This window comes from Curvibacter soli (assembly GCF_029211125.1).
In the GTDB taxonomy this organism is placed as follows: domain Bacteria; phylum Pseudomonadota; class Gammaproteobacteria; order Burkholderiales; family Burkholderiaceae_C; genus Curvibacter_A; species Curvibacter_A soli.
This window is the reverse complement of record NZ_JARGEN010000021.1, coordinates 57,401-82,196: the sequence shown is the minus strand read 5'-3', so window position 1 is coordinate 82,196 and position 24,796 is coordinate 57,401. Positions and strand designations below refer to the sequence as shown.

Genomic DNA, 24,796 nt, shown 5'->3' with positions numbered 1-24,796 from the left:
TCGTTGCTCTCAGACTACTTGCGTCAGGAACTCAGAAGTCCATCGCTCTCCATGGCTTTTGCGTAAGTCCTAATGAACAGCGAGCTCCGGCGGCGGTGATGACCCGCCTGGCGCTCGATCGTGCGCTGCCGGCAGCGTGGATCGACGAAGTGTTCGAGCAGAACCGCCAGCGTCAGTATCCGCGCGAGTTGTTGTTTTCCAGCGTGGTGGAGTTGATGACGCTGGTGACCCTGGGATTGCGCCCGTCGCTGCACGCGGCAGCACGCAAGATGGCCGATCGCTTGCCGGTATCGCTGGCGGCGCTGTATGCCAAGGTCAAGCGCACCGAGCCTGGCCTGCTGCGGGCACTGGTCAGAGGGAGTGCAGAACGCTTGGCGCCGGTGATGGCGGGGTTGGACATGGAGCCCAGCCTGCCGGGCTGGCAGGTGCGCATCATCGACGGCAACCACCTGCCGGCCAGCGAGAAGCGGCTGGCGCCGCTGCGCGGATTGCGCGGCGCGGCATTGCCAGGCCACACCGTGGTGGTCTACGACCCGGACAGCACTTTGGTGTGCGACATCGTGGCGTGCGAGGACGCCTACGAGAGCGAGCGAGTGGCCGCCGCCGAACTCATCGACAGCGCCCAGCCTGGCCAAGCCTGGATCGGCGACCGGCATTTCTGCACCGAGGTGTTGCTGAGCGGGCTGCAGACACGGGGCGCCGGCTTCATCGTGCGCGAGCACGCCAAGCATCCCCGGCTCAAGGAGGCCGGAGCCTGGAGCGGGCCGGTGGCCATCGAGACCGGGCGGGTGCGCGAGCAGTCCATCGTGCTGGCCTCGGAAGGCCATGCCGCATCGCGGCCGTGGCGGCGCATCGAGATCACACTGGACGCCCCCACCGAATCGGGCGACACGCACATCATGCTATGGAGCAACCTGCCCGCGCAGGTCGAGGCGGCCACCCTGGCACGGCTGTACCGCAAGCGCTGGCGTATCGAGGGGATGTTCGGGCGCCTGGAGTCGGTCCTGCATAGTGAAGTCAAGACCTTGGGGCATCCACGCGCGGCGTTGCTGGGCTTTGCCGTGGCGGTGCTGGCCTACAACGTGCTGTCCCTGCTCAAGGCGGTGACCGAGCACGCGCATCGGAGCACGCATCCCGAGCTGGACGTGTCCACCTATCACCTGGCGGTGGAGATCGTCAGCGGCTATGAGGCGATGATCATGCTGCTGCCGGCCGAGCACCTGCCCTGTGCCGACGACGACCCAGGGCATCTGCTGCAGCGCCTGCTACGGCTGGCCCGCGGGCTCAACCCCAGGCAACTGGCCAGCAGCAAGCGTGGACCCCAGAAAAGCCGCACCCAAGCCGGCTATGTCGACGCTGCCACGGCCAGGTCCCATGTCTCTACGGCCCGCGTTATCGAGAAGGCTGAGCAAAGACGTTGAAAGGCATGGCTTTCAGGGCCCGCCCCCCGCGTACCTTCAGGGAAGGCACCGAGCTTGGCCCAGGTCAAAAGCCGATAACATCGCCCACGGCTAGTGCAGTGTTCGATGCTTGGCGGCACCAATAAAAGCGATGCGTTTTGGCGCAGGACAAGGCGCAAACCACAGCGATAGCCGTAGCTATCGCGAGGATTTGCAACGCCGCCATGCGTCAAAAGGCGCGGTTTTATGTGCTGCTTGGCGTTGAGCACTGCACTAGAATCCTATGCTGCCCCGCAGCCCCCATAACACCGAGGACGACATGAGCGAGATCCACGCCGCAGAAGAAGCGCATACCGGCCCCATCAAGAATCCCAAGCAATTGCTGGCCACGGTGTTTTTCGCCTTCGTGGTTCCCATTTTCGGGATCATCGGCCTGGTGGTTTTCGTGACCTCAGGCGACAAGCCGGCTGCCGGCGCCGTGAATGTGGAAAAGGCCATTGCCGAGCGCATCCAGAAAGTGGGCAGCGTCGAAATCCGCGATGCCAACCGCCCGCTGCGCTCCGGCGAAGACGTTTTCAAGGCCCAGTGCACGGCCTGCCACACGGCGGGCGTGGCCGGCGCGCCCAAGCTCGGCGATGCCGCAGCCTGGGCGCCGCGCATCAAGACCGGCTTCGACGCGCTGCTGCACTCCGCGCTCGCCGGCAAGGGCGCCATGGTGCCGCAGGGCGGCGGCGAGTTCAACGACACCGAGGTCGGGCGGGCCGTGGTCTACATGGCCAACGCGGGCGGCGCGAAGTTCGACGAACCGCAGGCGCCCGCAGCAGCGGCCCCTGCACCCGAAGCAGCCGCCTCCCCGGCGGCCCCGGACAGCAGCGGCAAATAAGGCGCCAAGCAGCGCCTCGCCGGCACAGCGGAGCCGGCACGGCCAGCCTGCGCCGCTCACTTATGGCGGCGTGCCTCGTGTCGACGCCGCTGGACGATGGCTACACGCAAGAGCCGGGCTACTGGCTCTGCTATCCGGAAGCCAAGGCGCACCTGCCGCCCCTGGAGGTCTTTTGCGGCTGGCTGCTGTCGCAATACGGCCAGCCACCTCCGACGCCGGGCGGATGAACAGGGCACGCCCGCCAAGGAGCGCAGCCGTTCACGCCTGCCCGGCCCCGGTGGATGCCGCCTGCGCCCACGGGCTGCGCACATAGCCGAAGCGGGCAGGCAGCTCCGCCGCTGCCACCGCCTGCGGCAGCCACAGCCCCTGCTCCACGGCATCGCCGACCAAGGCCATGTCCAGCGTATGCACCAGGCCGAAGCCGATGTCGGTCTGCAGGTATACGCGCCCAGCCTCGTCGGTCAGGCAGCATTGCACGCGCGCCGGCGCGCCGGTATGCGCGCTGACCGCGAAGCCCTCGGCCACGCGCCAGACGAAGGGGGCGGCCTCCAGTTCCACATAGACGCGCTGGGGCCCGTTCTGGAAGAACCAGCAGCCGCGGGCGTCTGCCTCGTAGTTGCGCGTGATGAAGGCGATCAGCGCCGCGTGCTCCAGCAGCGCGCCGCGCGCCTGCGGAAACGGCCCCGCCGCCTGCACCCGGTCGTCGCGCATGTACCAGCGCCCGCGCGCGTCCAGCCCGAGCCAGCCGTAGCAGTCGGGCACGTGGGGCCACTTGGCGATGGCCTGTCTGACGATGTCGTCCATGGGCCTATTCTGGCGCAGCGGGCGCGCCCTGGATAGCATGCCGCGCCAGCCAGCCGCCCACCGCCTCGGGCATGGCCCGCAGGTGCGCGGGCGGGCGGCCCTGCGGAAAGCCGACATGCCCGCCGTGCGCGGGCTGCCAGAGCGTGACCCAGCGGCCCGCCTCGCGCGGCTGCGGCAGGCTGGCTGCGGGCACGAATGGATCGTTGCGGGCATTCACCACCAGTGCGGGCAGGCGGATGCGCTGCAGGTGCTGCTTGGCCGACGCGCGGGCCCAGTAGTCGTCGGCGCTGCGGAAGCCGTGCAGCGGCGCGGTGAACACGTCGTCGAAGGTGTGCAGGTCGCGCGCGGCGCGCAGTGCCCGGGCGTCGAACAGGCCGGGGTGCCGCGCCAGCATGGCCAGCGCCTTGGGCTTCATGGTGGCCAGGAACATGGGCGTGTAGACCAGCCGGTTGAAGCCCGCGCCGATGGCGTGCCCGCCCGCGGCCAGGTCGAGCGGCGCGCACACTGCGGCCACCGCGCTGGCCGTGGCGCGGGCGCTGTCGCCGGCCTCTTCGGCCCAGCGCAGCAGCGCATTGCCGCCCAGCGACACCCCCACGGCCACGAGCGGGCCCGCATGGCCGTGGCGCAGGCGCCGGAGCAGCCAGCCCACCTCTTCATAGTCGCCCGAGTGGTAGGCGCGCGGAGCATGGTTGATCTCGCCGCTGCAGCCGCGGAAATGCGGAACGGCAAAAGCCCAGCCCCGCGCGCGGGCCCAGTCGGCGAAGGCCTCGGCGTAGTGGCTGCGCGAGGAGCCTTCGAGGCCGTGGAACAGCACCAGGAGCGGCAGCGCAGCGCCCTCCGCAGGCATTGTCCCGCGTGCGGGCGTCAGGGCGGCTGGAGGGTCGAGGAAATCGACGTCCACGAAGTCGCCGTCGGGCGTGGCCCAGCGCTCGCGCCGGTACTGCGGGCGCGGCCCGCAATGGCGGCGCGCCAGCAGCGCGGGCCAGATGGTCTGCAGGTTGCCGCCGGGCAGCCAGGCGGGCGCATGGTAGGCGGCCAGCGTGGCGTCGTCGTCCATCAACCTAGAAACGGCAGTTGGATGCGCCTGCCGGTGCCGTGATCGGGGTGCCAGGCAAGGCGCGACGACGCGGCGGGCTTGCTGCCCGCAAGGAGGAGCAACGCCGCATGGCGCGCCGAGCGCGGTGCTGGCAGGTGCATAGCGCTCTCACCCACGAGGTGAACGTCATCGAAGCCGTCAACGCTCGATTTCATGCGGCCTGGCAAGGGATGCAAAGCGGTCAACTGCCGTTTCTAGGATCAATGCAGCAGGTGTGTGGCGACGGCCGCGGCCTCCTGCGCCTCTTCCTGCGTGCCGGCACTGGCGTGCCGGGCCACCAGGCGCCAGCCGAGCGGCGTCTGGTGGTAGACGTTGGTGGCGATGACGAAAGCCTCGCGCGCGCCATCGGGCAGGCGCAGTTCCACCCGCTCGACCACGCTGTGAACCACGCAGCCGAGCGAGGCGATCTTGCGCACGGCGCCGGGCCGCAGTTGCAGCGCGCCGTGGCCGGCCATGCTCTCGAACGCGGCGCGGATGGCCGCGTGCCCGACCAGGCGCGCGCCGCCGGGGTGGACGCAGACAATGTCGTCCTCGTCGGCCCAGCAGGCCATGACGCGCTCCACGTCGCCCTCCTGCAAAGCGGCATAGAAGGCGGCCTCGATGTCGTCGGCATTGCCGCCGAGGATGGCAGCCGGGGGCTTGGCGTGTTTCATCGCCGGGCCGCCCCAAGATGAAAGGCGGCCCCCTCGGGGGGCAGCGACCCGCGCAGCGGTGGAGCGTGAGGGCTATTTTTCATGGCGGTAGGGGCATGGCGCAATGACCGCCGATTGTCGGCCATGCGCCGCGGCCACGGCAACCGGACGCAACCGCGCGGGACGGCCCTGGCGTTCTGCCATACTGCACAGCCCCAACGTTTCGACCTGCAAACGCCATGCAAAGACTCCTGTCCACCCTCTTCGCCCTGCTGCTTACGCTGGCCCTGGGCGGCTGCGGCTACAACGACTTCCAGCGCCTCGACGAACAGACCAGCGCCGCCTGGAGCGAGGTGCAGAACCAGTACCAGCGCCGTGCCGACCTGATCCCCAACATCGTCGCCAGCGTGAAAGGCGAGGCCAGCTTCGAGCAGGACACATTGACCCGGGTGATCGAGGCGCGCGCCAAGGCCACGGCCATCCAGGTCACGCCCGAGACGCTCAACAACCCCGAGGCGTTCGCCAAGTTTCAGCAGGCGCAGGGCGAGCTCTCGAGCGCGCTGTCGCGGCTGATGATGGTGTCGGAGCGCTACCCCACGCTGCAGGCCAACCAGGGCTTCCGCGACCTGCGCGTGCAGCTCGAAGGCACCGAGAACCGCATCACCGTGGCGCGTAACCGCTACATCCAGGCGGTGCAGGAATACAACGTGCTCGCGCGCAGCTTCCCGAGCAACCTGACCGCCATGGTGTTCGGCTACAAGCCCAAGGCCAACTTCGCCAACCCCGCAGGCACCGACCTGTCGGCGCCGCCCAAGGTGGATTTCGGCACCAAGTGATCCGCCCAGGATTTTAGTAAAATCAGCCTCCATCGCTTATGCTGATTGCGCGTGCAGCTATTTTTCTGATAGCAATCGCCTGCCATGCCGGCCTGCTGCGCGCGCAGGACCTGCAGTCCGTTCCCGCGCTGTCCGCGCATGTGGTGGACACCACCGGCACGCTCGACGCCGGCGCGCGCCAGGCGCTCGATGCCAAGCTCGCGGCCTTCGAGCAGCGCAAGGGCTCGCAGGTCGTGGTGCTGATGGTGCCCACCACGCAGCCCGAGGACATCGCCAGCTACGCCAACCGCGTGGGCAACACCTGGAAGATCGGACGCAAAGGCGTGGGCGACGGCCTGCTGCTGCTGGTGGCCAAGAACGACCGCAAGGTGCGCATCGAGGTCGCCAAGACGCTCGAGGGCGCGGTGCCCGACCTGGCGGCCAGCCGCATCATCGACAGCGCCATCACCCCCGCGTTCAAGCGCGGCGACTTCGCGGGCGGGCTGCAGGCCGCCACCGACCAGATCATCGCGCGCATCGATGGCGAGCCGCTGCCCGAACCTGCGGGTCAGGCCACCGACGGGCCGCTGGACACGTCCGGCTTCGATTGGGGCAACCTCGCACTCTTTTTCTTCTTCGCCGTGTTCGCCATCGGGCCGGTGGTGCGCCGCGTCTTCGGCGGCAAGCTGGGCCCGCTGGTCATGGGCGCGGGCACGGGCGGCGTGGCGTTCTGGCTCACCGCCAGCACCATCGTCGCGGGCCTCGCGGGGTTCTTCGCTCTGCTCGTGACGCTGCTGGCGAGCGCAGCGCCCGCCGTGGCGGGGCGTGGCGGCGGCAGGGGCGGTTATGGCGGCGGCGGATGGAGCGGCGGCGGGGGTGGCTTCAGCTCCGGCGGCGGGGGTGATTTCGGCGGCGGCGGCGCCTCGGGGGACTGGTGACGATGGCAACCTGGTGGCATACCCTGGCGCGCATCGCGCGGCACCGCTGGCTGGTGGACGAGCGCGACGTGCGGCGCGCGCTGCCGCCGGCCCTGGTGGAGCGGCTCATGCAGCGCGTGGCCGCCAGCGAGCGGCGCCACACGGGCCAGATCCGCATCTGCGTGGAAGCCGGCCTGCCGCTGAGCTACCTGTGGCGCGGCGCCACGGCGCGCGAGCGCGCGGTCACGTTATTCGGCAAGCTGCGCGTGTGGGACACCGAGCACAACAACGGCGTGCTGGTCTACCTGCTGCTGGCCGAGCATGCGATCGAGATCGTGGCCGACCGCGGCCTGGCGCGCGCCGTGCCGCCCGGCACCTGGCGCACGCTGGTGGCGCACATGGGCGCGGCGTTCCGCCAGGGCCGCTACGAGGATGGCCTGACCGAAGCGCTGGCCGAGGTGTCGGCGCTGCTGGTGCAGCACTTCCCGGCGCCGGCGGACAGCGCAGGCGGGCTCCGTGCCAATGAGCTTCCCGACGCGCCCGTGCTGGCCGGCGACAAGCTGCTCGACTCCTGAGATGGAACACTCCCCCAGGCTTGCCCACTGCGTGTGGCCGCCAACCCCCTCGCCGGGGGCGATACCAGCGGCCCGGCAAAGCCGGTTCCGCGGTATCCCTGGCATTGGGCTGCGCCAGTTTCATGCGTCGCGGGTGGCGCGCGAGCGCCATGGATAACTGAATTGATAGCTGCCAGCGCACGCTGTACAAGCGCTGGCAGCATTTTTCGCTTGAACCTGGAAACGGCAGTTGGATGCGCCTGCAGGTGCCGTGATCGGGGTGCCAGGCAAGACGCGACGACGCGGCGGGCTTGCTGCCCGCAAGGAGGAGCAACGCCGCATGGCGCGCCGAGCGCGGTGCTGGCAGGTGCATGGCGCGCTCACCCACGAGGTGAACCCCATCGAAGCCGTCAACGCTCGATTTCCTGCGGCCTGGCAAGGGATGCAAAGCGGTCAACTGCTGTTTCCAGGTTGAAGAAAATTCCGTGAAAAACAAGGCCGCCCCGGAGGCGGCCTTGTGGTTTGGCGCAGTGTGCGTGCCCTGCGGGCTTCAGCGCTTCTGGCGAAACTTGCGCAGCGCCGCGATCTGCGCGGCCATGACGGCCAGTTCGGACTGCGCGCGGGCCAGGTCGAGATCGCTCTTGGCGTTCTTCACGGCCTCCTCGGCGGCCCGCTTGGCTTCGGTCGCCTTCTGCTCGTCGAGATCCTTGCCGCGGATGGCGGTATCGGACAGCACGGTCACGCGGTCGGGCTGCACCTCCAGCACGCCACCGGCCACGAAGACGAACTCCTCGCCGCCTTCGGGCGTCTCGATGCGCACCGCACCGGGCTTGATGCGCGAGATCAGCGGTGTGTGGCGCGGGTAGATGCCGAGCTCTCCGCCTTCGCCCGGCAGCACGACGAAGCGAGCCTCGCCGGAGAAGATGTATTCCTCGGCGCTGACGACGTCCACATGCAGGGTGTTGTTGGCCATCTGGTTTCCTTACAGCTTGCTTGCGGCGGCTCAGGCGGCCAGCTTCTTGGCCTTCTCGAAGGCCTCGTCGATGGTGCCGACCATGTAGAACGCCTGCTCGGGCAGATGGTCGGCCTCGCCGGCCACGATCATCTTGAAGCCGCGGATGGTCTCCGACAGCGGCACGTACTTGCCGGGCGAGCCGGTGAACACTTCGGCCACGTGGAACGGCTGCGACAGGAAGCGCTGGATCTTGCGGGCGCGGGCCACGGCCAGCTTGTCCTCGGGCGCCAGTTCGTCCATGCCCAGGATGGCGATGATGTCGCGCAGCTCCTTGTAGCGCTGCAACGTGCCCTGCACGGCGCGGGCGGTCTCGTAGTGATCCTGGCCCACGACCTGCGGGTCGAGCTGGCGGCTGGTGGAGTCCAGCGGATCGACGGCGGGGTAGATACCCAGCGAGGCGATGTCGCGGCTCAGCACCACGGTGGAGTCCAGGTGGGCGAAGGTGGTGGCGGGCGAGGGGTCGGTCAAGTCATCGGCGGGCACGTACACGGCCTGGATGGAGGTGATCGAGCCGACCTTGGTGGAGGTGATGCGCTCCTGCAGCTTACCCATTTCCTCGGCCAGTGTCGGCTGGTAGCCCACGGCGGACGGCATGCGGCCCAGCAGCGCGGACACTTCGGTGCCGGCCAGCGTGTAGCGGTAGATGTTGTCCACGAAGAACAGCACGTCGCGGCCCTCGTCGCGGAACGATTCGGCGATGGTCAGGCCCGTGAGCGCCACGCGCAGGCGGTTGCCCGGGGGCTCGTTCATCTGGCCGTAGACCATGGCCACCTTGGACTCACCGAGGTTCTCCAGGTTCACGACGCCGGAGTCGGCCATCTCATGGTAGAAGTCGTTGCCTTCGCGGGTGCGCTCGCCCACGCCGGCGAACACCGACAGGCCGCTGTGCGCCTTGGCGATGTTGTTGATGAGCTCCATCATGTTCACGGTCTTGCCCACGCCGGCGCCGCCGAACAGGCCGACCTTGCCGCCCTTGGCGAACGGGCACACCAGGTCGATCACCTTGATGCCGGTTTCCAGCAGTTCCTGCGAGGGCGACAGCTCGTCGTACGCGGGGGCCTTGCGGTGGATGGAGGCGGTGAGCGCCTGGTCCACGGGGCCGCGCTCGTCGATGGGGTTGCCCAGCACGTCCATGATGCGGCCCAGCGTGGCCGTGCCCACGGGCACGGTGATGGGGTTGCCGGTGTTGCTGACCACGAGGCCGCGGCGCAGGCCGTCGGAGGAGCCCAGCGCGATCGCGCGCACCACGCCGTCGCCGAGCTGCTGCTGCACTTCGAGCGTGAGCGCGGAGCCTTCGAGCTTGAGCGCGTCGTAGATCTTGGGCATGTGGTTGCGCGGAAACTCCACGTCCACCACGGCGCCGATGCACTGGACGATCTTGCCCTGGGCATCTGTTTGAGTGTTAGCTTGAGCCATTTCTTGCTTGCTCCAAAAATTTTTAAACCGCCGCGGCGCCAGCCACGATCTCGGACAATTCGGTGGTGATCGCCGCCTGGCGCGTCTTGTTGTAGACGAGCTTGAGTTCACCGATGACGCTGCCGGCGTTGTCGGTGGCGGCCTTCATGGCCACCATGCGCGCCGACTGCTCGGAAGCCATGTTCTCGGCCACGGCCTGGTAGATCAGCGATTCCACATAGCGCAGCAGCAGCTCGTCGATCACGCTCTGGGCGTCGGGCTCGTAGATGTAGTCCCAGTCGTGCTCGCCCTCGCGCTTTTCCATGTGGTGCGCACCCAGCGGCAGCAGTTGCTCGACCACCGACTCCTGCTTCATGGTGTTCAGGAACTTCGTGTAGCAGAGATAGACCACGCTGATGCGGCCTTCGGCATAAGCGTCGAGCAGCACCTTGACCGGGCCGATGAGCCTGTCTAGGTGCGGCGTATCGCCCAGGCCCACGGTCTGCGCGACCACATTGGCACCGATGCGGCCCAGAAAGCCCAGCCCCTTGTTGCCGATGGCGACCGCCTGCGTGGAAATACCGCCAGCCTGCAGCTCGCGCAGCTTGTTGGTGACGGCGCGCAGCACGTTGGTGTTCATGCCGCCACACAGGCCCTTGTCGGTCGTGACCACGACGAACCCGGCGGTCTTGGCATCGTTCGTCTGCATGAACGGGTGCGTGTAGTCCGGGTTGGCGCGGCCCAGGTTGGCCGCGATGGCGCGGACCTTCTCGCTGTACGGACGGGCCGCGCGCATCCGGTCCTGCGCCTTGCGCATCTTGGATGCGGCCACCATTTCCATGGCCTTGGTGATCTTCTTGGTGTTCTCCACCGATTTGATCTTGCCGCGTATTTCCTTGCCTGCTGCCATGAGAGTGCCCCTGCGGAATCAGGCGAAGGATTTCTTGAACGCTGCGATGGCGGCGCTCAATTCGGCCTCGGCATCCTTGTCCATGGCGCGGGCCTTCTCGAGCTTGTCGAGTAGCGGGGCATGGCTGGTCTTGAGGAACTGGTGCAGGCCGTGCTCGAAGTCGAGCACCTTCTTCACTTCGACGTCGTCGAGGTAGCCCTTGTTCACCGCGAACAGCGTGGCGCCCATCAGGCTGATGGACAGCGGGCTGTACTGGGCCTGCTTGAGCAGTTCGGTCACGCGGGCGCCGCGGTCGAGCTGCTTGCGGGTGGCTTCGTCAAGGTCGGAGGCGAACTGCGCGAAGGCCGCCAGTTCACGGTACTGCGCCAAGTCGGTACGGATGCCGCCCGACAGGCCCTTGATGAGCTTGGTCTGCGCGGCGCCGCCGACGCGCGACACCGAGATGCCGGCGTTGATGGCGGGGCGGATGCCGGCATTGAACAGGCTGGTTTCCAGGAAGATCTGGCCGTCGGTGATCGAGATCACGTTGGTTGGCACGAAGGCGGACACGTCGCCGGCCTGGGTCTCGATGATAGGCAGCGCGGTGAGCGAGCCGGTCTTGCCCTTGACCTCGCCCTTGGTGAATTGCTCGACGTAGTCGGCATTCACGCGCGCGGCCCGCTCCAGCAGGCGGCTGTGCAGGTAGAACACGTCGCCGGGATAGGCTTCGCGGCCCGGCGGGCGGCGCAGCAGCAGTGAGACCTGGCGGTAGGCCACGGCCTGCTTGGACAGGTCGTCATAGACGATCAGCGCGTCCTCGCCGCGGTCGCGGAAGTATTCGCCCATGGTGCAGCCCGAATAGGCGCTGACGTACTGCATGGCCGCCGATTCGGAGGCCGAGGCGGCCACGACGATGGTGTATTCCATCGCGCCGGCCTGCTCCAGCGCGCGCACCACGTTCTTGATCGACGACGCCTTCTGGCCGATGGCGACGTAGATGCACGTCACGCCCTGACCCTTCTGGTTGATGATGGCGTCGATGGCGACGGCGGTCTTGCCGGTCTGGCGGTCGCCGATGATCAACTCGCGCTGGCCGCGGCCCACCGGCACCATGGAGTCGATGGACTTCAGGCCGCTCTGCAGTGGCTGGTCCACGGACTGGCGCGCGATCACGCCGGGGGCGACCTTCTCGATCACGTCGGTCAGCTTGGCGTTGATGGGGCCCTTGCCGTCGATCGGCTGGCCCAGTGCGTTGACCACGCGGCCAATGAGCTCCGGGCCCACGGGCACTTCGAGGATGCGGCCCGTGCACTTGACGGTGTCGCCTTCGGAGATGTGCTCGTAGCCGCCCAGCACCACGGCGCCGACCGAGTCGCGCTCGAGGTTCAGCGCCAGGCCGAACGAGGGCGTGCCATCGGGAGCGGCGGGGAACTCCAGCATTTCGCCCTGCATCGCGTCAGACAGTCCATGGACGCGCACGATGCCGTCGGTCACCGACACCACGGAGCCTTCGTTGCGGATGTCGGTACTGCCCGCCAGCCCTTCGATGCGGCTCTTGATCAGCGCGGAAATTTCTGCGGGATTGAGTTGCATGACTCTTTCCTTCTTTCTTGGGTTAGCCGAGGCCGTCCGCCGCGCTTCACGCGGTGAGGGCCGCTTTCATTTGTTCCAGGCGGGCCTTGACCGAGGTGTCGAGCACCTCGTCGCCCACCACCACGCGGATGCCGCCGATCAGCGAGGCGTCCTGCACGACCGCCAGCGTGAGCCTGCGGCCGAAGCGCTTTTCCAGCGTGGCGGACAAGTCCGCCAGCGCGGACGCATCGATCGGGAATGCGCTGTAGACCGTGGCGTCGGACGCGCCGTTGCGCTGGTTGACCAGCGCATGGAACTGCGCCGCGATTTCCGGCACAGCGGCCAGGCGATCGTTGTCGATGACGGTGCGCAGGAAGTTGCGCCCCGCCTCGGGCAGCGGCGACTTGACGACGCCGGCCATCAGGTCGAACACTTGCTCGGGCGTGATACGCGGGTCTTCGGCGAACTGGCGCAACTGCGGGTTCGCGGCAACGGCAGCCAGCTCGTCGAGCCAGGCGGTGGCGCCCAGGTCGAAAGCCGCGTCCTGCGCGCCGGCCTCGAACAGAGCTTCGGCGTAGGGACGGGCGATGGTAGCGAGTTCGGCCATGGTGCTCTCTCCCCTTACAGTTCGGTCTTCAGGCGGTTGAGCAGGTCGGCATGGACGCCGGCGTTGACCTCCTTGCGGAGGATCTGCTCTGCACCCTTGACCGCCAGCGCGGCCACCTGCTCGCGCAGGGCTTCGCGGGCCTGGACGGACTGCTGCTCGGCTTCCGCACGCGCGGCGGCGACGATCTTGTCGGCCTCCACGGTGGCGCGAGACTTGGCCTCGTTGACGATGGACTGGGCCAGACGCTCGGCATCGGCCAGACGCTGCGCGGTTTCATTGCGCGAAGCGGCCAGTTCCTTCTCGACGCGCTGGTTGGCGGCGGCAAGCTCGGTCTTGGCGCGGTCGGCGGCAGCGAGGCCATCGGCGATTTTCTGGGCTCGCTCATCGAGGGCCTTCGCGATCGGCGGCCACACGAACTTCATCGTGAACCACACGAGGATCAGGAAGACGATGGCCTGAACGAACAGGGTCGCGTTGATACTCACGGCAACACCTTTCTATGGAGAGGGCGTTGGACGGGAATCAGGCCAGGACGAACGGGTTGGCGAAGGCGAACAGCAGGGCGATGGCCACGCCGATCAGGAAGGCCGCGTCGATCAGGCCGGCCAGGATGAACATCTTGGTCTGCAGCTCGTTGATCAACTCGGGCTGGCGGGCCGACGCTTCCAGGAACTTGCCGCCCATCAGCGCAATGCCGATCGATGCGCCGATGGCGCCGAGGCCGACGATCAGACCGCAAGCCAGAGCGACGAGACCGAGAATGTTTTCCATGATGACTCCTTGGGATTGAATGGATGGTGGGTTGAAAAAATAGGAGAACGAAAGCGCGCGAGGCAACGCGTCAGTGGGCGCTGTGGGCCTGTCCGAGGTAGATCAGCGCCAGCATCATGAAGATGAATGCCTGCAGCGTGATGACCAGGATGTGGAACAGCGTCCAGATGGTGCCGGCGATAACGTGGCCAACCGGCAGCAGCACGCCCGAGATGGACAGCGCAGCCGCGCCGCCCATGAGCGCGATCAGCATGAACACGAGCTCGCCCGCATACATGTTGCCGAACAGCCGCATGCCGTGCGAGACGGTGTTGGCCACGTATTCGATGACCTGCATGAGCAGGTTCACCACGCCGAGGATCAGCGCGAAGACGGGGTTCTTGCTGGTGCCGAAGGGCGCCGACACCAGTTCGTGCGCCCAGCCGCCGGCGCCCTTGATCTTCAGGCTGTACCAAAAGCGCAGCAGCAGCACGGCGAAGGCCAGGCCCAGGGTGGTGGAAAGATCGGCCGTGGGCACCACGCGCAGGAAGGCGTGGCGGTCGCCGGTGGCGCCCTGCCAGAGCGCGGGCAGCAGGTCGACGGGCAGCATGTCCATGGCATTCATCAGGAATATCCAGACGAACACGGTCAGCGCCAGCGGAGCGATGAACTTGCGGCTTTCAGCGTTGTGGATGTTGGCCTTGGCCTGGTTGTCGACCATCTCGACCAGAATCTCCACCGCCGCCTGGAAGCGCCCGGGCACGCCCGAAGTCGCCTTGCGCGCGGCCATCCACAGCACGAACACCGCGAAGGCGCCGAGAAGGATGCCGATGATGATGGAATCGATGTTCACCACCGAGAAGTCAACGATGAATTTCTGCTTGACGTTTTGAAGATTCTGCAAGTGGTGAACGATGTATTCACTTGCAGTCTGTCCATGCGCTTCTGCGGCCATCTCTCAACTCTTCTCTTTTACTGTCGGTTTCAGAACACCGGGCCGCCACACGAGCAGCGCCACCCAATACATCTTCATCGTGACCACCATGCCGGCGAGCAACGCCAGCCAACTCAGGCCCGGCACCAGACGAGGCGCCGCCGCCAGCAAGGCGATGGTCAACACGATCTTGACTGCTTCCCAACCGAAGAAGCTCAGCATGGCCGCACCGGATTGCCCCGGTGCATGCAGGCGCGCCATGCCGCGCGCAAACAGCATGGCTGGAGCCACCACCGCAAACGCGCCGTACCCGGCGGACCATCCCACGCTTTGCCGCGCCGTCAGCGCCCAGGCGGCCAATGCCACCAGTACGCCAACCACCGCCTGCCCCATGACGACCCCCCGGACGGATACCGGGGGATGCCGTTGGCGCCACTCCCTCGCCTGGTCGGCTGTCATGGGCTTGAAAGCAGATTCTTCGGCCTCAACTTCGGGCACCGGAGCGGTTGTTGTCATTTTTGTACGCACCAGGGTTGCTGCCCAAAATCTCTACAAAGCCCTTCATTATAAGTAAAAAGAAGTGGGCTCCCGCAGGCTTTTGCCGCATCCGACCACAGCACGGCTGCCCCCGTTCGATAATCCAGCCACCATGACATCTCTTCCCGACACGCCCTGCTACCTGAACGGCGAATTCACGCCGCTGCGCGACGCAAAGATCAGCGTCCTCGACCGCGGCTTCATCTTCGGCGACGGCGTATACGAAGTGGTCCCCGTCTACGGCGGCCATCCGTTGCGGCTGGCGCAGCACCTCGCGCGCCTCGACCGTTCCCTGGCCGAGCTGCGCATCGCCAATCCGCTGGCGCCCGCGCAGTGGCATGCCGTGATCGCGCGGCTGCTCATGGCCGCGCCGGCTGCCGACCAGCTGGTCTACATCCAGATCACGCGCGGCGTCGCGCTGCGCGACCATGCCATGACGACCGGCATCGCGCCGACGGTGTTCGCCATGGCGCAGCCCATGAAGCCGGTACCTGCCGGCCTGCGCGCCCGCGGCGCGGCATGCGTGAGCGCCGACGACTTCCGCTGGCAGAAGGGCCACATCAAATCCACGAGCCTGCTCGGGGCAGTGCTTGCACGGCAGATCAGCGTCGATGCGGACGCCACGGAAACCGTCCTGTTCCGCGATGGCTGGCTCACCGAAGCCTCGTCGAGCAACGTGTGGGTCGTGCGGGGCGATGAAGTCATCGGCACGCCCAAGGGCCCCCACGTGCTCGAAGGCATCCGCTACGGGCTCATCGAAGAGCTGTGCGAAGAGGCCGGCCTGCGCTTTGCGCTGCGCCCGGTCGCGCGCCAGGGCGTCTTCGCCGCCGACGAATTGCTGCTGTCCTCTGCCACCAAGGAAGTCCTGGCTGTCACGCAACTGGACGGGCAACCCATCGGCAAGGGCGTTCCAGGCCCCGTGTACGAGCGGCTGTACGCGGCATACCAGCGAGCCAAGGTCCGCAGCGCCGCATCCGAGGAGCGCCCATGAGCACCCCCGCCGCCCAGCCGCCGTGCGCCGTACCGGATCCGCACAAGGATTCACTGATCGAATACCCGTCGCGGTTTCCGATCAAGGTGATGGGTGCCAACGTCAACGGCTTTGTCCACGCGGTCGCCGCGATCGCCGAGCGCTTCGATCCCACGTTCGACGCCGCCACCCTCGAGCTGCGCAACAGCAAGGGCGGCAACTACCTGGGCATCACCATCACCGTCACGGCCACGAGCCGCCAGCAGCTCGACGACATCTACCGCGCGCTGACCGCACACCCCATGGTCAAGGTGGCGCTCTAGCCATGCGCATGGAGATGCGCGGCCGGGTGCCCTACCTGCCGACCTACCAGGCCATGCGGGACTTCACCGCGCAGCGCACACCCGATACGCCCGATACGCTATGGATTTGCGAGCATGAGGCGCTCTATACACAAGGGCTGGCTGGCAATTCGAGCCATATCCTTGCCCCCGGCGCCATCCCGGTGGTGGCCACCGACCGCGGCGGGCAGGTCACACACCACGGCCCGGGTCAGGTCGTGGCCTATCCGTTGCTGGACCTGGGCCGCGCGGGCTACTTCGTCAAGGAGTACGTCTACCGCGTCGAACAGGCCGTACTCTCCACGCTGGCCCACTTCGGCGTCACCGGACACCGCGTCGCCGGCGCGCCGGGCATCTACGTGCGCATCGACGACCCATTCGGCCACGCCGCGCTCACCGGCCCGCAGCCGGACACGGGCCCGTTCCGGGGCCTGGGCAAGATCGCCGCGCTCGGCATCAAGGTGAGCCGCCGCTGCACCTACCATGGCGTGGCGCTGAACGTGGCGATGGACCTGGAACCCTTTTCGCGCATCAACCCTTGCGGCTACGCGGGGCTGCGCACGGTGGACCTTTCTACAATCGGCGTCCACACCACCTGGGAAGAGGCGGCCACCGTGCTGGGCGACAAGCTCCGCGCCCGGCTGGCGCCCTGAACGCACACCATGAGCAGCACCGAAGTCGTCCGCGACGCCCCAAGCCTCGAAGCCTACAACCCGCTGGCCAAACAGAAGGCCGCGGCCAAGCTGTCGCGCATCCCGGTGAAGGTCGTGCAGGCCGAGGTGCTCAAGAAACCCGAGTGGATCCGAGTGAAAGCTGGCTCGCCCACCACGCGCTTCTACGAGATCAAGAACATCCTGCGCGAGAACCATCTGCACACGGTGTGCGAGGAAGCCTCGTGCCCCAACATCGGCGAATGCTTCGGCAAGGGCACGGCCACCTTCATGATCATGGGCGACAAGTGCACGCGCCGCTGCCCGTTCTGCGACGTGGGCCATGGCCGCCCCGACCCGCTCGACCAGGAAGAGCCGCTGAACCTGGCGCGCACCATCGCCGCGCTGCGCCTGAAATACGTCGTGATCACCAGCGTGGACCGCGACGACCTGCGCGACGGTGGCAGCGGGCATTTCGTGGAATGCATCCGCAACATCCGGGCACTGTCACCCGCGACGCAGATCGAGATCCTGGTGCCCGACTTCCGTGGCCGCGACGACCGGGCGCTCGAAATCCTGAAGGCCGCGCCGCCCGATGTGATGAACCACAACCTCGAAACGATCCCGCGCCTGTACAAGGAAGCGCGGCCCGGCAGCGACTACCAGTTCAGCCTGAACCTGCTCAAGAAGTTCAAGGCCCTGCACCCGGGCGTGCCGACCAAGAGCGGCCTGATGGTGGGCCTGGGCGAGACCGACGAAGAAATCCTCGCCGTGATGCGCGACATGCGTGCGCACGGCATCGACATGCTGACCATCGGCCAGTACCTCGCCCCCAGCAACAGCCACCTGCCGGTGCGTCGCTACGTGCACCCCGACACGTTCAGGATGTTCGAGACGCATGCCTACGAGATGGGCTTCACGCACGCCGCAGTGGGCGCCATGGTGCGCTCCAGCTACCACGCGGACCAGCAGGCGGAGCATGCGCTGCGGCAACCTGCGCCCGAACCGGGCGCGGGCCGCGGCGAGGACTGAGGCCGCTGCGGCAGCAGCGCGCTGGTCATCCTGGAAACGGCAGTTGGATGCGTCTGCCAGTGCCGTGATCGGGGTGCCAGGCAAGACGCGACGACGCGGCGGGCTTGCTGCCCGCAAGGAGGAGCAACGCCGCATGGCGCGCCGAGCGCGGTGCTGGCAGGTGCATGGCGCTCTCACCCACGAGGTGAACCCCATCGGAGCCGTCAACGCTCGATTGCATGCGGCCTGGCAAGGGATGCAAAGCGGTCAACTGCTGTTTCCAGGGTCATTCGACCGTCACGCTCTTCGCAAGATTGCGGGGCTTGTCCACGTCCGTCCCGCGTGCCACCGCCGTGTGGTAGGCCAGCAGTTGCAGCGGCACCACGTGCAGCAGCGGGCTGAGCTGGCCGTAGTGCTCGGGCATGCGGATCACATGGATGCCCTCGCCGCTTTCGATGCGGGTATCCGCATCCGCCAGCACGTAGAGCACCCCGGCGCGGGCGTGCACCTCCTGCATGTTGCTCTTGAGCTTTTCCAGCAGCGCGTCGTTGGGCGCCACCGTCACCACTGGCATGGCACTGGTCACCAGGGCCAGCGGGCCGTGCTTGAGTTCGCCCGCGGGGTAGGCCTCGGCGTGGATGTAGCTGATCTCCTTCAACTTCAGTGCGCCCTCCATGGCGATGGGGTAGTGCAGCCCCCGGCCCAGGAACAGCGCGTTCTCCTTGCGCACGAAATCCTCGGCCCAACTGATGACCTGCGGCTCCAGCGCCAGCACGGCTGACAGCGCGGCGGGCAGGTGGCGCATGGCCTTCAGGTGGGCGGCCTCCTGCTCGTCGCTCAGGCGGCCCTTGGCCTGCGCCAGCGCCAGCGTCAGCAGGAACAGCGCCGCCAGTTGGGTGGTGAACGCCTTGGTGGAGGCCACGCCGATCTCCACGCCCGCGCGGGTCACGTAGGCCAGGGCGCATTCGCGCACCATGGCGCTGGTGGCCACGTTGCAGATGGCGAGCGTGTGGCGCAGGCCCAGGCCCTGCGCGTGGCGCAGCGCGGCCAGCGTGTCGGCGGTTTCGCCCGACTGGCTGATGGTGACGACCAGGCTGTTCGGGTTGGGCACCGATTCGCGGTAGCGGTATTCGCTGGCGATCTCGACCTGCGTGGGGATCTTCGCTATCGCCTCCAGCCAGTACTTGGCCACGCAGCCGCTGTAATAGCTGGTGCCGCAGGCCAGGATGAGCACGCTGTCGATCTTCTTGAACACCTCGTAGGCGCCGTCGCCGAACAGCTCGGGCACGATGCCCTGCACGCCTTCGAGCGTGTCGGCGATGGCGCGCGGCTGCTCGAAGATTTCCTTTTGCATGTAGTGGCGGTACGGGCCCAGCTCCACCGCGCCGCTGTGGGCGTGCACGGTCCTCACCGGGCGCTCGGTGCCGGTCATGCGCCGGCCCGCGCGGTCGACGAGCCAGTAGCGGCCCAGTTGCAGGTCCACCACGTCACCCTCTTCCAGGTAGACGATCTGGTCCGTGACGCCGGCCAGGGCCATGGCGTCGCTGGCGATGAAGTTCTCGCCATCCACGGACTCCGACGCCCCGGCGGTGGCGCCCACGCCCAGGATCAGCGGCGAGCCCGCGCGCGCACCCACCACGCGGTGCGGCTCGTCCTTGTGGAACACGGCGATGGCGTAGGCGCCGTGCAGCCGGCCCACGGCGGCGCGCACGGCCTCGAACAAATCGCCTTCGTACAGGCTGTCGACCAGGTGGGCGATGACCTCGGTGTCGGTCTGGCTGGCGAACGCGTAGCCGCGCGCCTGCAGCGCGGCGCGCAACTCATCGTGGTTTTCGATGATGCCGTTGTGCACCAGGGCCACGCGGGCCGCGCGCGGCGCACTGCCCGGCCCGTGGCTGAAATGCGGATGGGCGTTGTGCACCACCGGCGCGCCGTGCGTGGCCCAGCGGGTGTGGGCGATGCCGGTGGTGCCTTCGATGTGGTCGGCGGCAATCTGCTCCAGCAGTTCGGCCACGCGCGCCGTGCTGCGCGCGCGCCGCAGGCCGCCGCCCGCATGCACGGCCACGCCGCAGGAGTCGTAGCCCCGGTATTCAAGCCGCTGCAGGCCCTGCACGAGGATGGGGACGATGTTGCGCGTGGAAACCGCGCCGACGATGCCGCACATGGAGTTTGCTCCGACGAATGAAATGGAATGGAGCGCATCCTAGACAGAGTCGTTTGGAATTTTTCATCTATTTTCATATGTTTTTGGACTATTATTTCCTCGATCGTCTTCAACGGAATAAAAGTTCAAAAACTAACTTTTTATGGAAAATAAATCCATAGACGACATTGACCTTCGCCTGCTCGATGCGCTGCAGTGCGACGCATCGCTGAGCAACCAGGCCCTGGCGGAGCAGGTCCACGTGTCGCCGCCCACCTGCCTGCGGCGCGTGAAGCGGCTGCGGGAGCTGGGCCTCATCGAGCGGCAGGTCGCCCTGCTGAGCCCCGACCGGCTCGCTCCGGTGATCGGCCATGGCCTCACGGCCATCGTGGAGGTATCGCTGGACCGGCAGGACGCCCAGAGCCTGGACGCCTTCGAGGCCCGCGTGGCCACCGACGATGCGGTGCAGCAATGCTGGCGCGTGTCGCCGGGGCCGGACTTCGTGCTCGTGGCGCAGGCGCCCGACATGCCCGGCTACCTGGCGCTGGCGCAGCGGCTCTTCACGCAGGACGCCAACGTGCGCAATGTCAAGACCTTCTTCAGCGTCAAGCGGGCCAAGTTCGAGCCCCGGCTGCACCTCGCGCCGCAGCGGCGGGCCTCCGCCTGAATTTGATCTGCATCAAGATGGCATGACGCGCCGCCGCACGCATCGCATCATCGAGCGCCGTTCCCTCTTATATTCGAAACTGGCAACGGTACGTGCGGCACAGGAGCGCACGGGCCATCAAACACAGGAAGCCCCCCGATGCGCACGAACCTACCCGTCGTTGACCGCGAATTCCCGTTCCCCCCCGGTCAGAACCTGGTGTCCTGCACCGATCTCCAAGGCCGCATCGTCTACTGCAACAAATCCTTCGTGGCCGTGAGCGGCTATGAGCGCGAGGAACTCCTCGGCCAGCCGCACAACCTGATTCGCCACCCCGACATGCCCGAGGAGGCTTTCCGCGACATGTGGGAAACCATCCAGCACGGGCGCCCGTGGTCGGCTCCGGTCAAGAACCGCCGCAAGGACGGCAGCTACTACTGGGTCATGGCCAACGTCACGCCGCTGGTGGAGGATGGCCGCCCGGTGGGCTACATGTCGGTGCGCATCGCCGCCGACCGCGCCGACATCAACGCCGCCGAGGCGCTGTACGCGCGCATGCGCAGCGAACGCAGCAGCGGCCGCCCCGTGTCCGGCCTGCAGGCCGGGCATGTCGTCAGGACCGACCCGTGGAGCCGCCTTGCGCGCCAGCTCACGCCCGGCGTGCGGGGCAAGCTGACGCTGGCCGCCGCGCTGCTGGTCGCCGCCGGCTTCGGCGCGGGCCGCATCCCGGGCGGCAGCATGGGCACGGTCATGGCGGCCATCGCGCTTGCGGCCCTGGCCATGCTGGCGGGCTGGTACATGCAGCGCCTGACGATCGCGCCGCTGGACGGGCTGCTCGACTTCAGCAACCGCATGGCCGCGGGCGACCTCACGCACCGCATGGATTCGAGGCGCGGCGACCAGATCGGCGAACTCGCTCGCGCGCTCAATCAGCTCAATGTGAACCTGCAGTCCATCGTGCGCGACGCCCGCGACGAGACGGAAACCATGTACGCCACCACGGAAGAGATCGCCTCCGGCAACCAGCACCTGTCGTCGCGCACCGAGGCGCAGGCGAGCAGCCTGCAGCAGACCTCCGCTGCGCTGGAGCAGATGACGGGCACGGTGCGCCAGAATGCCGATTCGGCGCAGCAGGCCAGCCGGCTCGCCCAGGAGGCGACCGGCGTGGCCCAGCGCAGCAGCCAGGCGGTGCACGACGTGGTGCAGACCATGCAGGCCATCCGCGAGTCGTCGCAGCGCATCGGCGAGATCACGCAGGTGATCGACGGCGTCGCGTTCCAGACCAACATCCTCGCGCTCAACGCCGCCGTGGAGGCCGCGCGCGCGGGCGAGCATGGGCGCGGCTTCGCCGTGGTGGCCGGCGAGGTGCGGGCGCTCGCGCAGCGCACGTCGGGAGCCGCGCGCGAGATCAAGAAGCTCATCGAGGATTCGGCCCACAAGGTCGCGTCGGGCCACCAACTGGCCGAGAACGCGCGCACCACCATGGCCGATGCGCTGCAGACCGTGGAGCGCGTGAGCACGCTGATCGGCGAGATCAGCAACGCCACGGGCGAGCAGTTGACCGGCATTTCGCACATCAACGCCGCCGTGGCGCAGATCGACGGCATCACGCAGCAGAACGCCAGCCTGGTGGAGCAGGTGGCCGCCGCCGCCGAAGCGCTGGAACGCCAGGCGCAGACCGTGGCCGAGACGGTAAAGGTGTTTCGCCTGCAGCGCGGCGATGGCCTGGCCATGGGCGACGCGGCGGCCCTGCGCAAGAACGGCAAGAGGGGCAGGTCGCCACAGCCCCCCGCACCCGCAGCGCTGGCGCTGGGCACACCGGCCCCGGCGCCCGTGCCCCAATGAAATTCAAGTCAAATATGGCTCCAGCGCTTATTCTACCTGCGATGGCAGCTATCAAAACAGAAGCAAAACCAGCTACAAGGCCGGCACCTCCAGCGGCAGCGTGAAGCGCACCACGCAGCCCTGCCGTGGCGCGCCGTGGATGGCGATTCCGCCGCCGTGGCGTGCGACGATGGCGCGCGCCGCAGCCAGGCCGGTGCCCACGCCCTCGAACTCCGACTCCGGGTGCAGGCGCTGGAACACGCCGAACAGCGGGCCGGCATGCGCGGCGTCGAAGCCCGCGCCGTCGTCGCGCACGGTGAAGGCGCAGCACGCAGCGCCTGCCTCATCTTCCCCGCACTCCCAGGCCACGGCGATGTGCGCGGGCGCACGCTCCCGGCTGAACTTCACGGCATTGCCCAGCAGGTGGGCCCACAGCACGCGCAGCCAGGCGGCGTCGCCCGGCACCGCGGGCAGGCCGGGGGCGATCCGCCATTCGATGGCGCGGCCCGTGGCGGCTGCGCCGGCCATGAGTTCGTCGCGCACGCCGGCCACCAGCGCGGCCATGTCCACCGGCTGCCGCTGCAGCGTGGCGCGGCCGATGCGCGACAGCTCCAGCAGGCCGTCGATCATGCGGCCCATGCGGCGCGCGGACTGCTCCATGGTGTCCAGGTAGCCCAGGGCTTCTTCCATGCCGCCGCGCTCGGCCACCAGCTCGCGCACCAGTTGGCCGAACGCGGTGGCGTGGCGCACGGGCGCGCGCAGGTCGTGCGACACGGCGCGCAGCAGGTCCTCCTGCGCGGCCCGCGCGTCAGCGAGTTGCCGCTCGCGCTCGGCCAGCGCGCGGCGCAGTTGCGAAAGCTCGTCGCCGGGGCCGTCCATGGTCATCGGCGCGGCGTCTTCACGGGCCGCTTCCAGTTGGCGATCGCCACCTGCCGCCCGCGCGTCATGCTCAGCGCGCCGGGCGGCGTGTCCTTGGTGATGGTGGAGCCCGCGCCCACGGTGCCGTCCGCGCCGATGGTGACGGGCGCCACCAGCACACTGTTGCTGCCCACGTGCACGTTGTCGCCGATCACCGTGCGGTGCTTGGCGGCACCGTCGTAGTTGGCGGTGATGGCGCCCGCGCCGTAGTTCACCCGCGCGCCCACCGTGGCGTCGCCCAGGTAGGCCAGGTGGTTGGCCTTGGCGCCGTCGGCCAGCGTGCTGTTCTTCACCTCGACGAAGTTGCCGATGTGCACTTCTGCGCCCAGGCGCGCGCCGGGGCGCAGCCGCGCGAACGGGCCGATGCGCGCGTCCGCGCCCACCTCCACGCCGGCGGCCTCGCCGTCGATGTGGGTGAAGGGGTGCACCACCGCCCCCGCGGCGATGCGCGCGTTGGCGACGACGCAGTGCGCGCCGATGCGCACGCCCTCGCCCAGCGCCACATGGCCTTCGAACACGCAGCCGACGTCGATCTCCACGTCCGGCGCGCAGTCGAGCGTGCCGCGCAGGTCGAAGCGCGCCGGGTCGGCCAGGCGCACGCCCTGCCCGTCCATGAGCGCATGGGCCTGGCGCAGTTGCAAGGCGCGCTCCAGTTCGGCAAGCTGGCGCGGGCTGTTCACGCCGGCCACCTCCACCGCGTCGGCGGTGCGCACGCCCTCCACCGCCACGCCGTCGGCCACGGCCATGGCGACGATGTCGGTCAGGTAGTACTCGTGCTGGGCGTTGCTGCTGCCCAGCCGCTCCAGCCAGCCGTGCAGGCGCGCGGCGGGCACGGCCATGATGCCGGTGTAGGTCTCGCGGATGGCGTGCTGCTCGGGCGTGGCGTCCTTGTGCTCGACGATGCCGCGCACCGCGCCGGCGGCGTCGCGCACGATGCGGCCATAGCCCGCGGGGTCGGGCAGCTCCACGGTCAGCAGCGCCAGCCGCGCGCCCGCGCTGGCGTCGACCAGACGGCGCACGGTGGCGGGCGCGATCAGCGGCACGTCGCCGTTGAGCACCACCACCACGCCGTCGCCCTGCAGCAGCGGCGCGGCCTGCCGCACCGCGTGGCCGGTGCCGAGCTGGGGCATCTGGCGCGCGAAGCGCAGGTCGGTGCCCGGCGCGGCGGCGGCGGCCAGCGCGGCCTCGGTCTGCTCCGCGCCATGGCCCGTGACCACGACGATGCGGCGGGGCTGCAGCGCCTGCGCGGCGGCCAGCACGTGCGCGGCCATGGGGCGCCCGGCCAGGCGGTGCAGCACCTTGGGCACGCTGCTTTTCATGCGCGTGCCCTTGCCCGCCGCCATGATCACCACATCCACCACTGCTGCCATGCACCACCCCGCCGTTTGCGCTGTACCGGGCGGCGCCGTTTGCGCTGCCCCAACCAGGAATTATCGGTCGGCGGCGCGGGCGCGGGACTGTGGAAATCGGTGGCGCCCTGCTGCTGGCGCCAG

At 68.2% G+C, this 24,796-nt stretch carries 29 protein-coding genes; 12 read left to right on the top strand and 17 right to left on the bottom strand.

Going from position 1 to position 24,796, the window contains the following annotated elements:
* Nucleotides 1–98: 98 nt before the first annotated feature.
* From PY257_RS05145 to PY257_RS05135, 3 genes are all read left to right on the top strand, one after another.
* A complete protein-coding gene (locus tag PY257_RS05145) occupies nt 99–1,421 on the top strand; it encodes an IS4 family transposase (RefSeq protein ID WP_275739547.1) in 1,323 nt (440 codons plus the stop codon).
* A 298-nt stretch (nt 1,422–1,719) separates the two neighbouring features.
* Nucleotides 1,720–2,283 carry a c-type cytochrome gene (locus tag PY257_RS05140; protein ID WP_275739545.1) on the top strand — a complete coding sequence of 188 codons (564 nt, stop codon included), beginning with the start codon at nt 1,720–1,722 and terminating at the stop codon, nt 2,281–2,283.
* Nucleotides 2,284–2,360: 77 nt separating this feature from the next.
* The gene (locus PY257_RS05135) at nt 2,361–2,510 is read left to right on the top strand and encodes a hypothetical protein (protein WP_275739543.1); all 150 of its coding nucleotides are present in this window, start codon (nt 2,361–2,363) and stop codon (nt 2,508–2,510) included.
* Nucleotides 2,511–2,541: 31 nt separating this feature from the next.
* Here the strand turns inward: PY257_RS05135 and PY257_RS05130 are convergent, their stop codons facing one another.
* From PY257_RS05130 to PY257_RS05115, 4 genes are read right to left on the bottom strand one after another with little or no spacing between them, the layout of a single operon-like run.
* Nucleotides 2,542–3,087 carry a DUF2946 family protein gene (locus PY257_RS05130; protein ID WP_275739541.1) on the bottom strand — a complete coding sequence of 182 codons (546 nt, stop codon included), beginning with the start codon at nt 3,085–3,087 and terminating at the stop codon, nt 2,542–2,544.
* Between the two features lie 4 nt (nt 3,088–3,091).
* Complete coding sequence (locus PY257_RS05125; protein ID WP_275739539.1) at nt 3,092–4,144, bottom strand: YheT family hydrolase; 1,053 nt, start codon at nt 4,142–4,144, stop codon at nt 3,092–3,094.
* The gene (locus PY257_RS05120) at nt 4,144–4,338 is read right to left on the bottom strand and encodes a hypothetical protein (RefSeq protein WP_275739537.1); all 195 of its coding nucleotides are present in this window, start codon (nt 4,336–4,338) and stop codon (nt 4,144–4,146) included. The genes PY257_RS05125 and PY257_RS05120 overlap by 1 nt, the downstream gene beginning before the upstream one ends.
* Before the next feature lie 45 nt (nt 4,339–4,383).
* Nucleotides 4,384–4,836, bottom strand: a complete 453-nt coding sequence (locus PY257_RS05115; RefSeq protein WP_275739535.1) for a YybH family protein — start codon at nt 4,834–4,836, stop codon at nt 4,384–4,386.
* Between the two features lie 218 nt (nt 4,837–5,054).
* Here PY257_RS05115 and PY257_RS05110 point away from each other — a divergent pair, with 218 nt between their 5' ends.
* The 3 genes from PY257_RS05110 to PY257_RS05100 are packed head-to-tail and all read left to right on the top strand — an operon-like array spanning nt 5,055 to nt 7,122.
* Complete coding sequence (locus PY257_RS05110; protein ID WP_275739533.1) at nt 5,055–5,651, top strand: LemA family protein; 597 nt, start codon at nt 5,055–5,057, stop codon at nt 5,649–5,651.
* A gap of 38 nt (nt 5,652–5,689) precedes the next feature.
* The gene (locus tag PY257_RS05105) at nt 5,690–6,568 is read left to right on the top strand and encodes a TPM domain-containing protein (protein WP_275739530.1); all 879 of its coding nucleotides are present in this window, start codon (nt 5,690–5,692) and stop codon (nt 6,566–6,568) included.
* A gap of 2 nt (nt 6,569–6,570) precedes the next feature.
* Nucleotides 6,571–7,122 carry a TPM domain-containing protein gene (locus tag PY257_RS05100; protein ID WP_275739528.1) on the top strand — a complete coding sequence of 184 codons (552 nt, stop codon included), beginning with the start codon at nt 6,571–6,573 and terminating at the stop codon, nt 7,120–7,122.
* A 529-nt stretch (nt 7,123–7,651) separates the two neighbouring features.
* On the opposite strand, the gene PY257_RS05095 is transcribed toward PY257_RS05100, so the two are convergent.
* The 9 genes from PY257_RS05095 to PY257_RS05055 all read right to left on the bottom strand — a co-directional run bounded on the left by PY257_RS05095 (nt 7,652) and on the right by PY257_RS05055 (nt 14,779).
* Complete coding sequence (locus PY257_RS05095) at nt 7,652–8,074, bottom strand: F0F1 ATP synthase subunit epsilon (protein ID WP_275739526.1); 423 nt, start codon at nt 8,072–8,074, stop codon at nt 7,652–7,654.
* Between the two features lie 30 nt (nt 8,075–8,104).
* Nucleotides 8,105–9,532 carry a F0F1 ATP synthase subunit beta gene (gene atpD / locus PY257_RS05090; protein ID WP_275739524.1) on the bottom strand — a complete coding sequence of 476 codons (1,428 nt, stop codon included), beginning with the start codon at nt 9,530–9,532 and terminating at the stop codon, nt 8,105–8,107.
* Between the two features lie 22 nt (nt 9,533–9,554).
* On the bottom strand, nt 9,555–10,421 hold the full coding sequence (atpG, locus tag PY257_RS05085; protein WP_275739522.1) for a F0F1 ATP synthase subunit gamma: 867 nt from the start codon (nt 10,419–10,421) through the stop codon (nt 9,555–9,557).
* Nucleotides 10,422–10,439: 18 nt separating this feature from the next.
* On the bottom strand, nt 10,440–11,993 hold the full coding sequence (gene atpA / locus PY257_RS05080) for a F0F1 ATP synthase subunit alpha (protein ID WP_275739520.1): 1,554 nt from the start codon (nt 11,991–11,993) through the stop codon (nt 10,440–10,442).
* A gap of 46 nt (nt 11,994–12,039) precedes the next feature.
* Nucleotides 12,040–12,579: a F0F1 ATP synthase subunit delta gene (locus tag PY257_RS05075; RefSeq protein ID WP_275739518.1), complete on the bottom strand. Its 540-nt coding sequence runs from the start codon at nt 12,577–12,579 to the stop codon at nt 12,040–12,042.
* A gap of 14 nt (nt 12,580–12,593) precedes the next feature.
* Nucleotides 12,594–13,064 carry a F0F1 ATP synthase subunit B gene (locus PY257_RS05070; protein WP_275739516.1) on the bottom strand — a complete coding sequence of 157 codons (471 nt, stop codon included), beginning with the start codon at nt 13,062–13,064 and terminating at the stop codon, nt 12,594–12,596.
* Between the two features lie 37 nt (nt 13,065–13,101).
* Nucleotides 13,102–13,350, bottom strand: coding sequence for a F0F1 ATP synthase subunit C (atpE, locus tag PY257_RS05065; RefSeq protein ID WP_091458130.1), 249 nt, complete (start codon nt 13,348–13,350; stop codon nt 13,102–13,104).
* Between the two features lie 70 nt (nt 13,351–13,420).
* Nucleotides 13,421–14,284 (bottom strand): F0F1 ATP synthase subunit A, encoded by an 864-nt coding sequence (gene atpB, locus PY257_RS05060; protein WP_275739511.1) that lies wholly within the window; start codon nt 14,282–14,284, stop codon nt 13,421–13,423.
* Between the two features lie 3 nt (nt 14,285–14,287).
* Nucleotides 14,288–14,779, bottom strand: coding sequence for an ATP synthase subunit I (locus tag PY257_RS05055; protein WP_275739509.1), 492 nt, complete (start codon nt 14,777–14,779; stop codon nt 14,288–14,290).
* 133 nt (nt 14,780–14,912) lie between these two features.
* Between PY257_RS05055 and PY257_RS05050 the strand changes: the two genes are divergently transcribed.
* The 4 genes from PY257_RS05050 to lipA are packed head-to-tail and all read left to right on the top strand — an operon-like array spanning nt 14,913 to nt 17,793.
* Nucleotides 14,913–15,791 carry an aminotransferase class IV gene (locus tag PY257_RS05050; RefSeq protein ID WP_275739507.1) on the top strand — a complete coding sequence of 293 codons (879 nt, stop codon included), beginning with the start codon at nt 14,913–14,915 and terminating at the stop codon, nt 15,789–15,791.
* On the top strand, nt 15,788–16,093 hold the full coding sequence (locus tag PY257_RS05045) for a YbeD family protein (RefSeq protein ID WP_275739505.1): 306 nt from the start codon (nt 15,788–15,790) through the stop codon (nt 16,091–16,093). Before PY257_RS05050 ends, PY257_RS05045 begins: the two co-directional genes overlap by 4 nt.
* 2 nt (nt 16,094–16,095) lie before the next feature.
* Nucleotides 16,096–16,764 carry a lipoyl(octanoyl) transferase LipB gene (lipB, locus tag PY257_RS05040; RefSeq protein WP_275739503.1) on the top strand — a complete coding sequence of 223 codons (669 nt, stop codon included), beginning with the start codon at nt 16,096–16,098 and terminating at the stop codon, nt 16,762–16,764.
* Between the two features lie 9 nt (nt 16,765–16,773).
* Nucleotides 16,774–17,793, top strand: coding sequence for a lipoyl synthase (gene lipA / locus PY257_RS05035; RefSeq protein WP_275739500.1), 1,020 nt, complete (start codon nt 16,774–16,776; stop codon nt 17,791–17,793).
* Nucleotides 17,794–17,818: 25 nt separating this feature from the next.
* Here the strand turns inward: lipA and PY257_RS05030 are convergent, their stop codons facing one another.
* Together PY257_RS05030 and glmS are read right to left on the bottom strand one after the other, a co-directional pair.
* Nucleotides 17,819–18,013, bottom strand: coding sequence for a hypothetical protein (locus PY257_RS05030; RefSeq protein ID WP_275739498.1), 195 nt, complete (start codon nt 18,011–18,013; stop codon nt 17,819–17,821).
* A gap of 45 nt (nt 18,014–18,058) precedes the next feature.
* Nucleotides 18,059–19,936 carry a glutamine--fructose-6-phosphate transaminase (isomerizing) gene (gene glmS / locus PY257_RS05025; protein WP_275739496.1) on the bottom strand — a complete coding sequence of 626 codons (1,878 nt, stop codon included), beginning with the start codon at nt 19,934–19,936 and terminating at the stop codon, nt 18,059–18,061.
* A 142-nt stretch (nt 19,937–20,078) separates the two neighbouring features.
* Between glmS and PY257_RS05020 the strand changes: the two genes are divergently transcribed.
* Nucleotides 20,079–20,582, top strand: coding sequence for an Lrp/AsnC family transcriptional regulator (locus PY257_RS05020; protein WP_275739494.1), 504 nt, complete (start codon nt 20,079–20,081; stop codon nt 20,580–20,582).
* Between the two features lie 138 nt (nt 20,583–20,720).
* Entirely contained in the window at nt 20,721–22,406 is a 1,686-nt protein-coding gene (locus tag PY257_RS05015; RefSeq protein ID WP_275739492.1) for a methyl-accepting chemotaxis protein, read from the top strand.
* A 72-nt stretch (nt 22,407–22,478) separates the two neighbouring features.
* On the opposite strand, the gene PY257_RS05010 is transcribed toward PY257_RS05015, so the two are convergent.
* Together PY257_RS05010 and glmU are read right to left on the bottom strand one after the other, a co-directional pair.
* Complete coding sequence (locus tag PY257_RS05010; RefSeq protein ID WP_275739490.1) at nt 22,479–23,270, bottom strand: sensor histidine kinase; 792 nt, start codon at nt 23,268–23,270, stop codon at nt 22,479–22,481.
* Nucleotides 23,267–24,673 (bottom strand): bifunctional UDP-N-acetylglucosamine diphosphorylase/glucosamine-1-phosphate N-acetyltransferase GlmU, encoded by a 1,407-nt coding sequence (gene glmU / locus PY257_RS05005; protein WP_275739488.1) that lies wholly within the window; start codon nt 24,671–24,673, stop codon nt 23,267–23,269. The genes PY257_RS05010 and glmU overlap by 4 nt, the downstream gene beginning before the upstream one ends.
* Nucleotides 24,674–24,796: the final 123 nt, after the last annotated feature.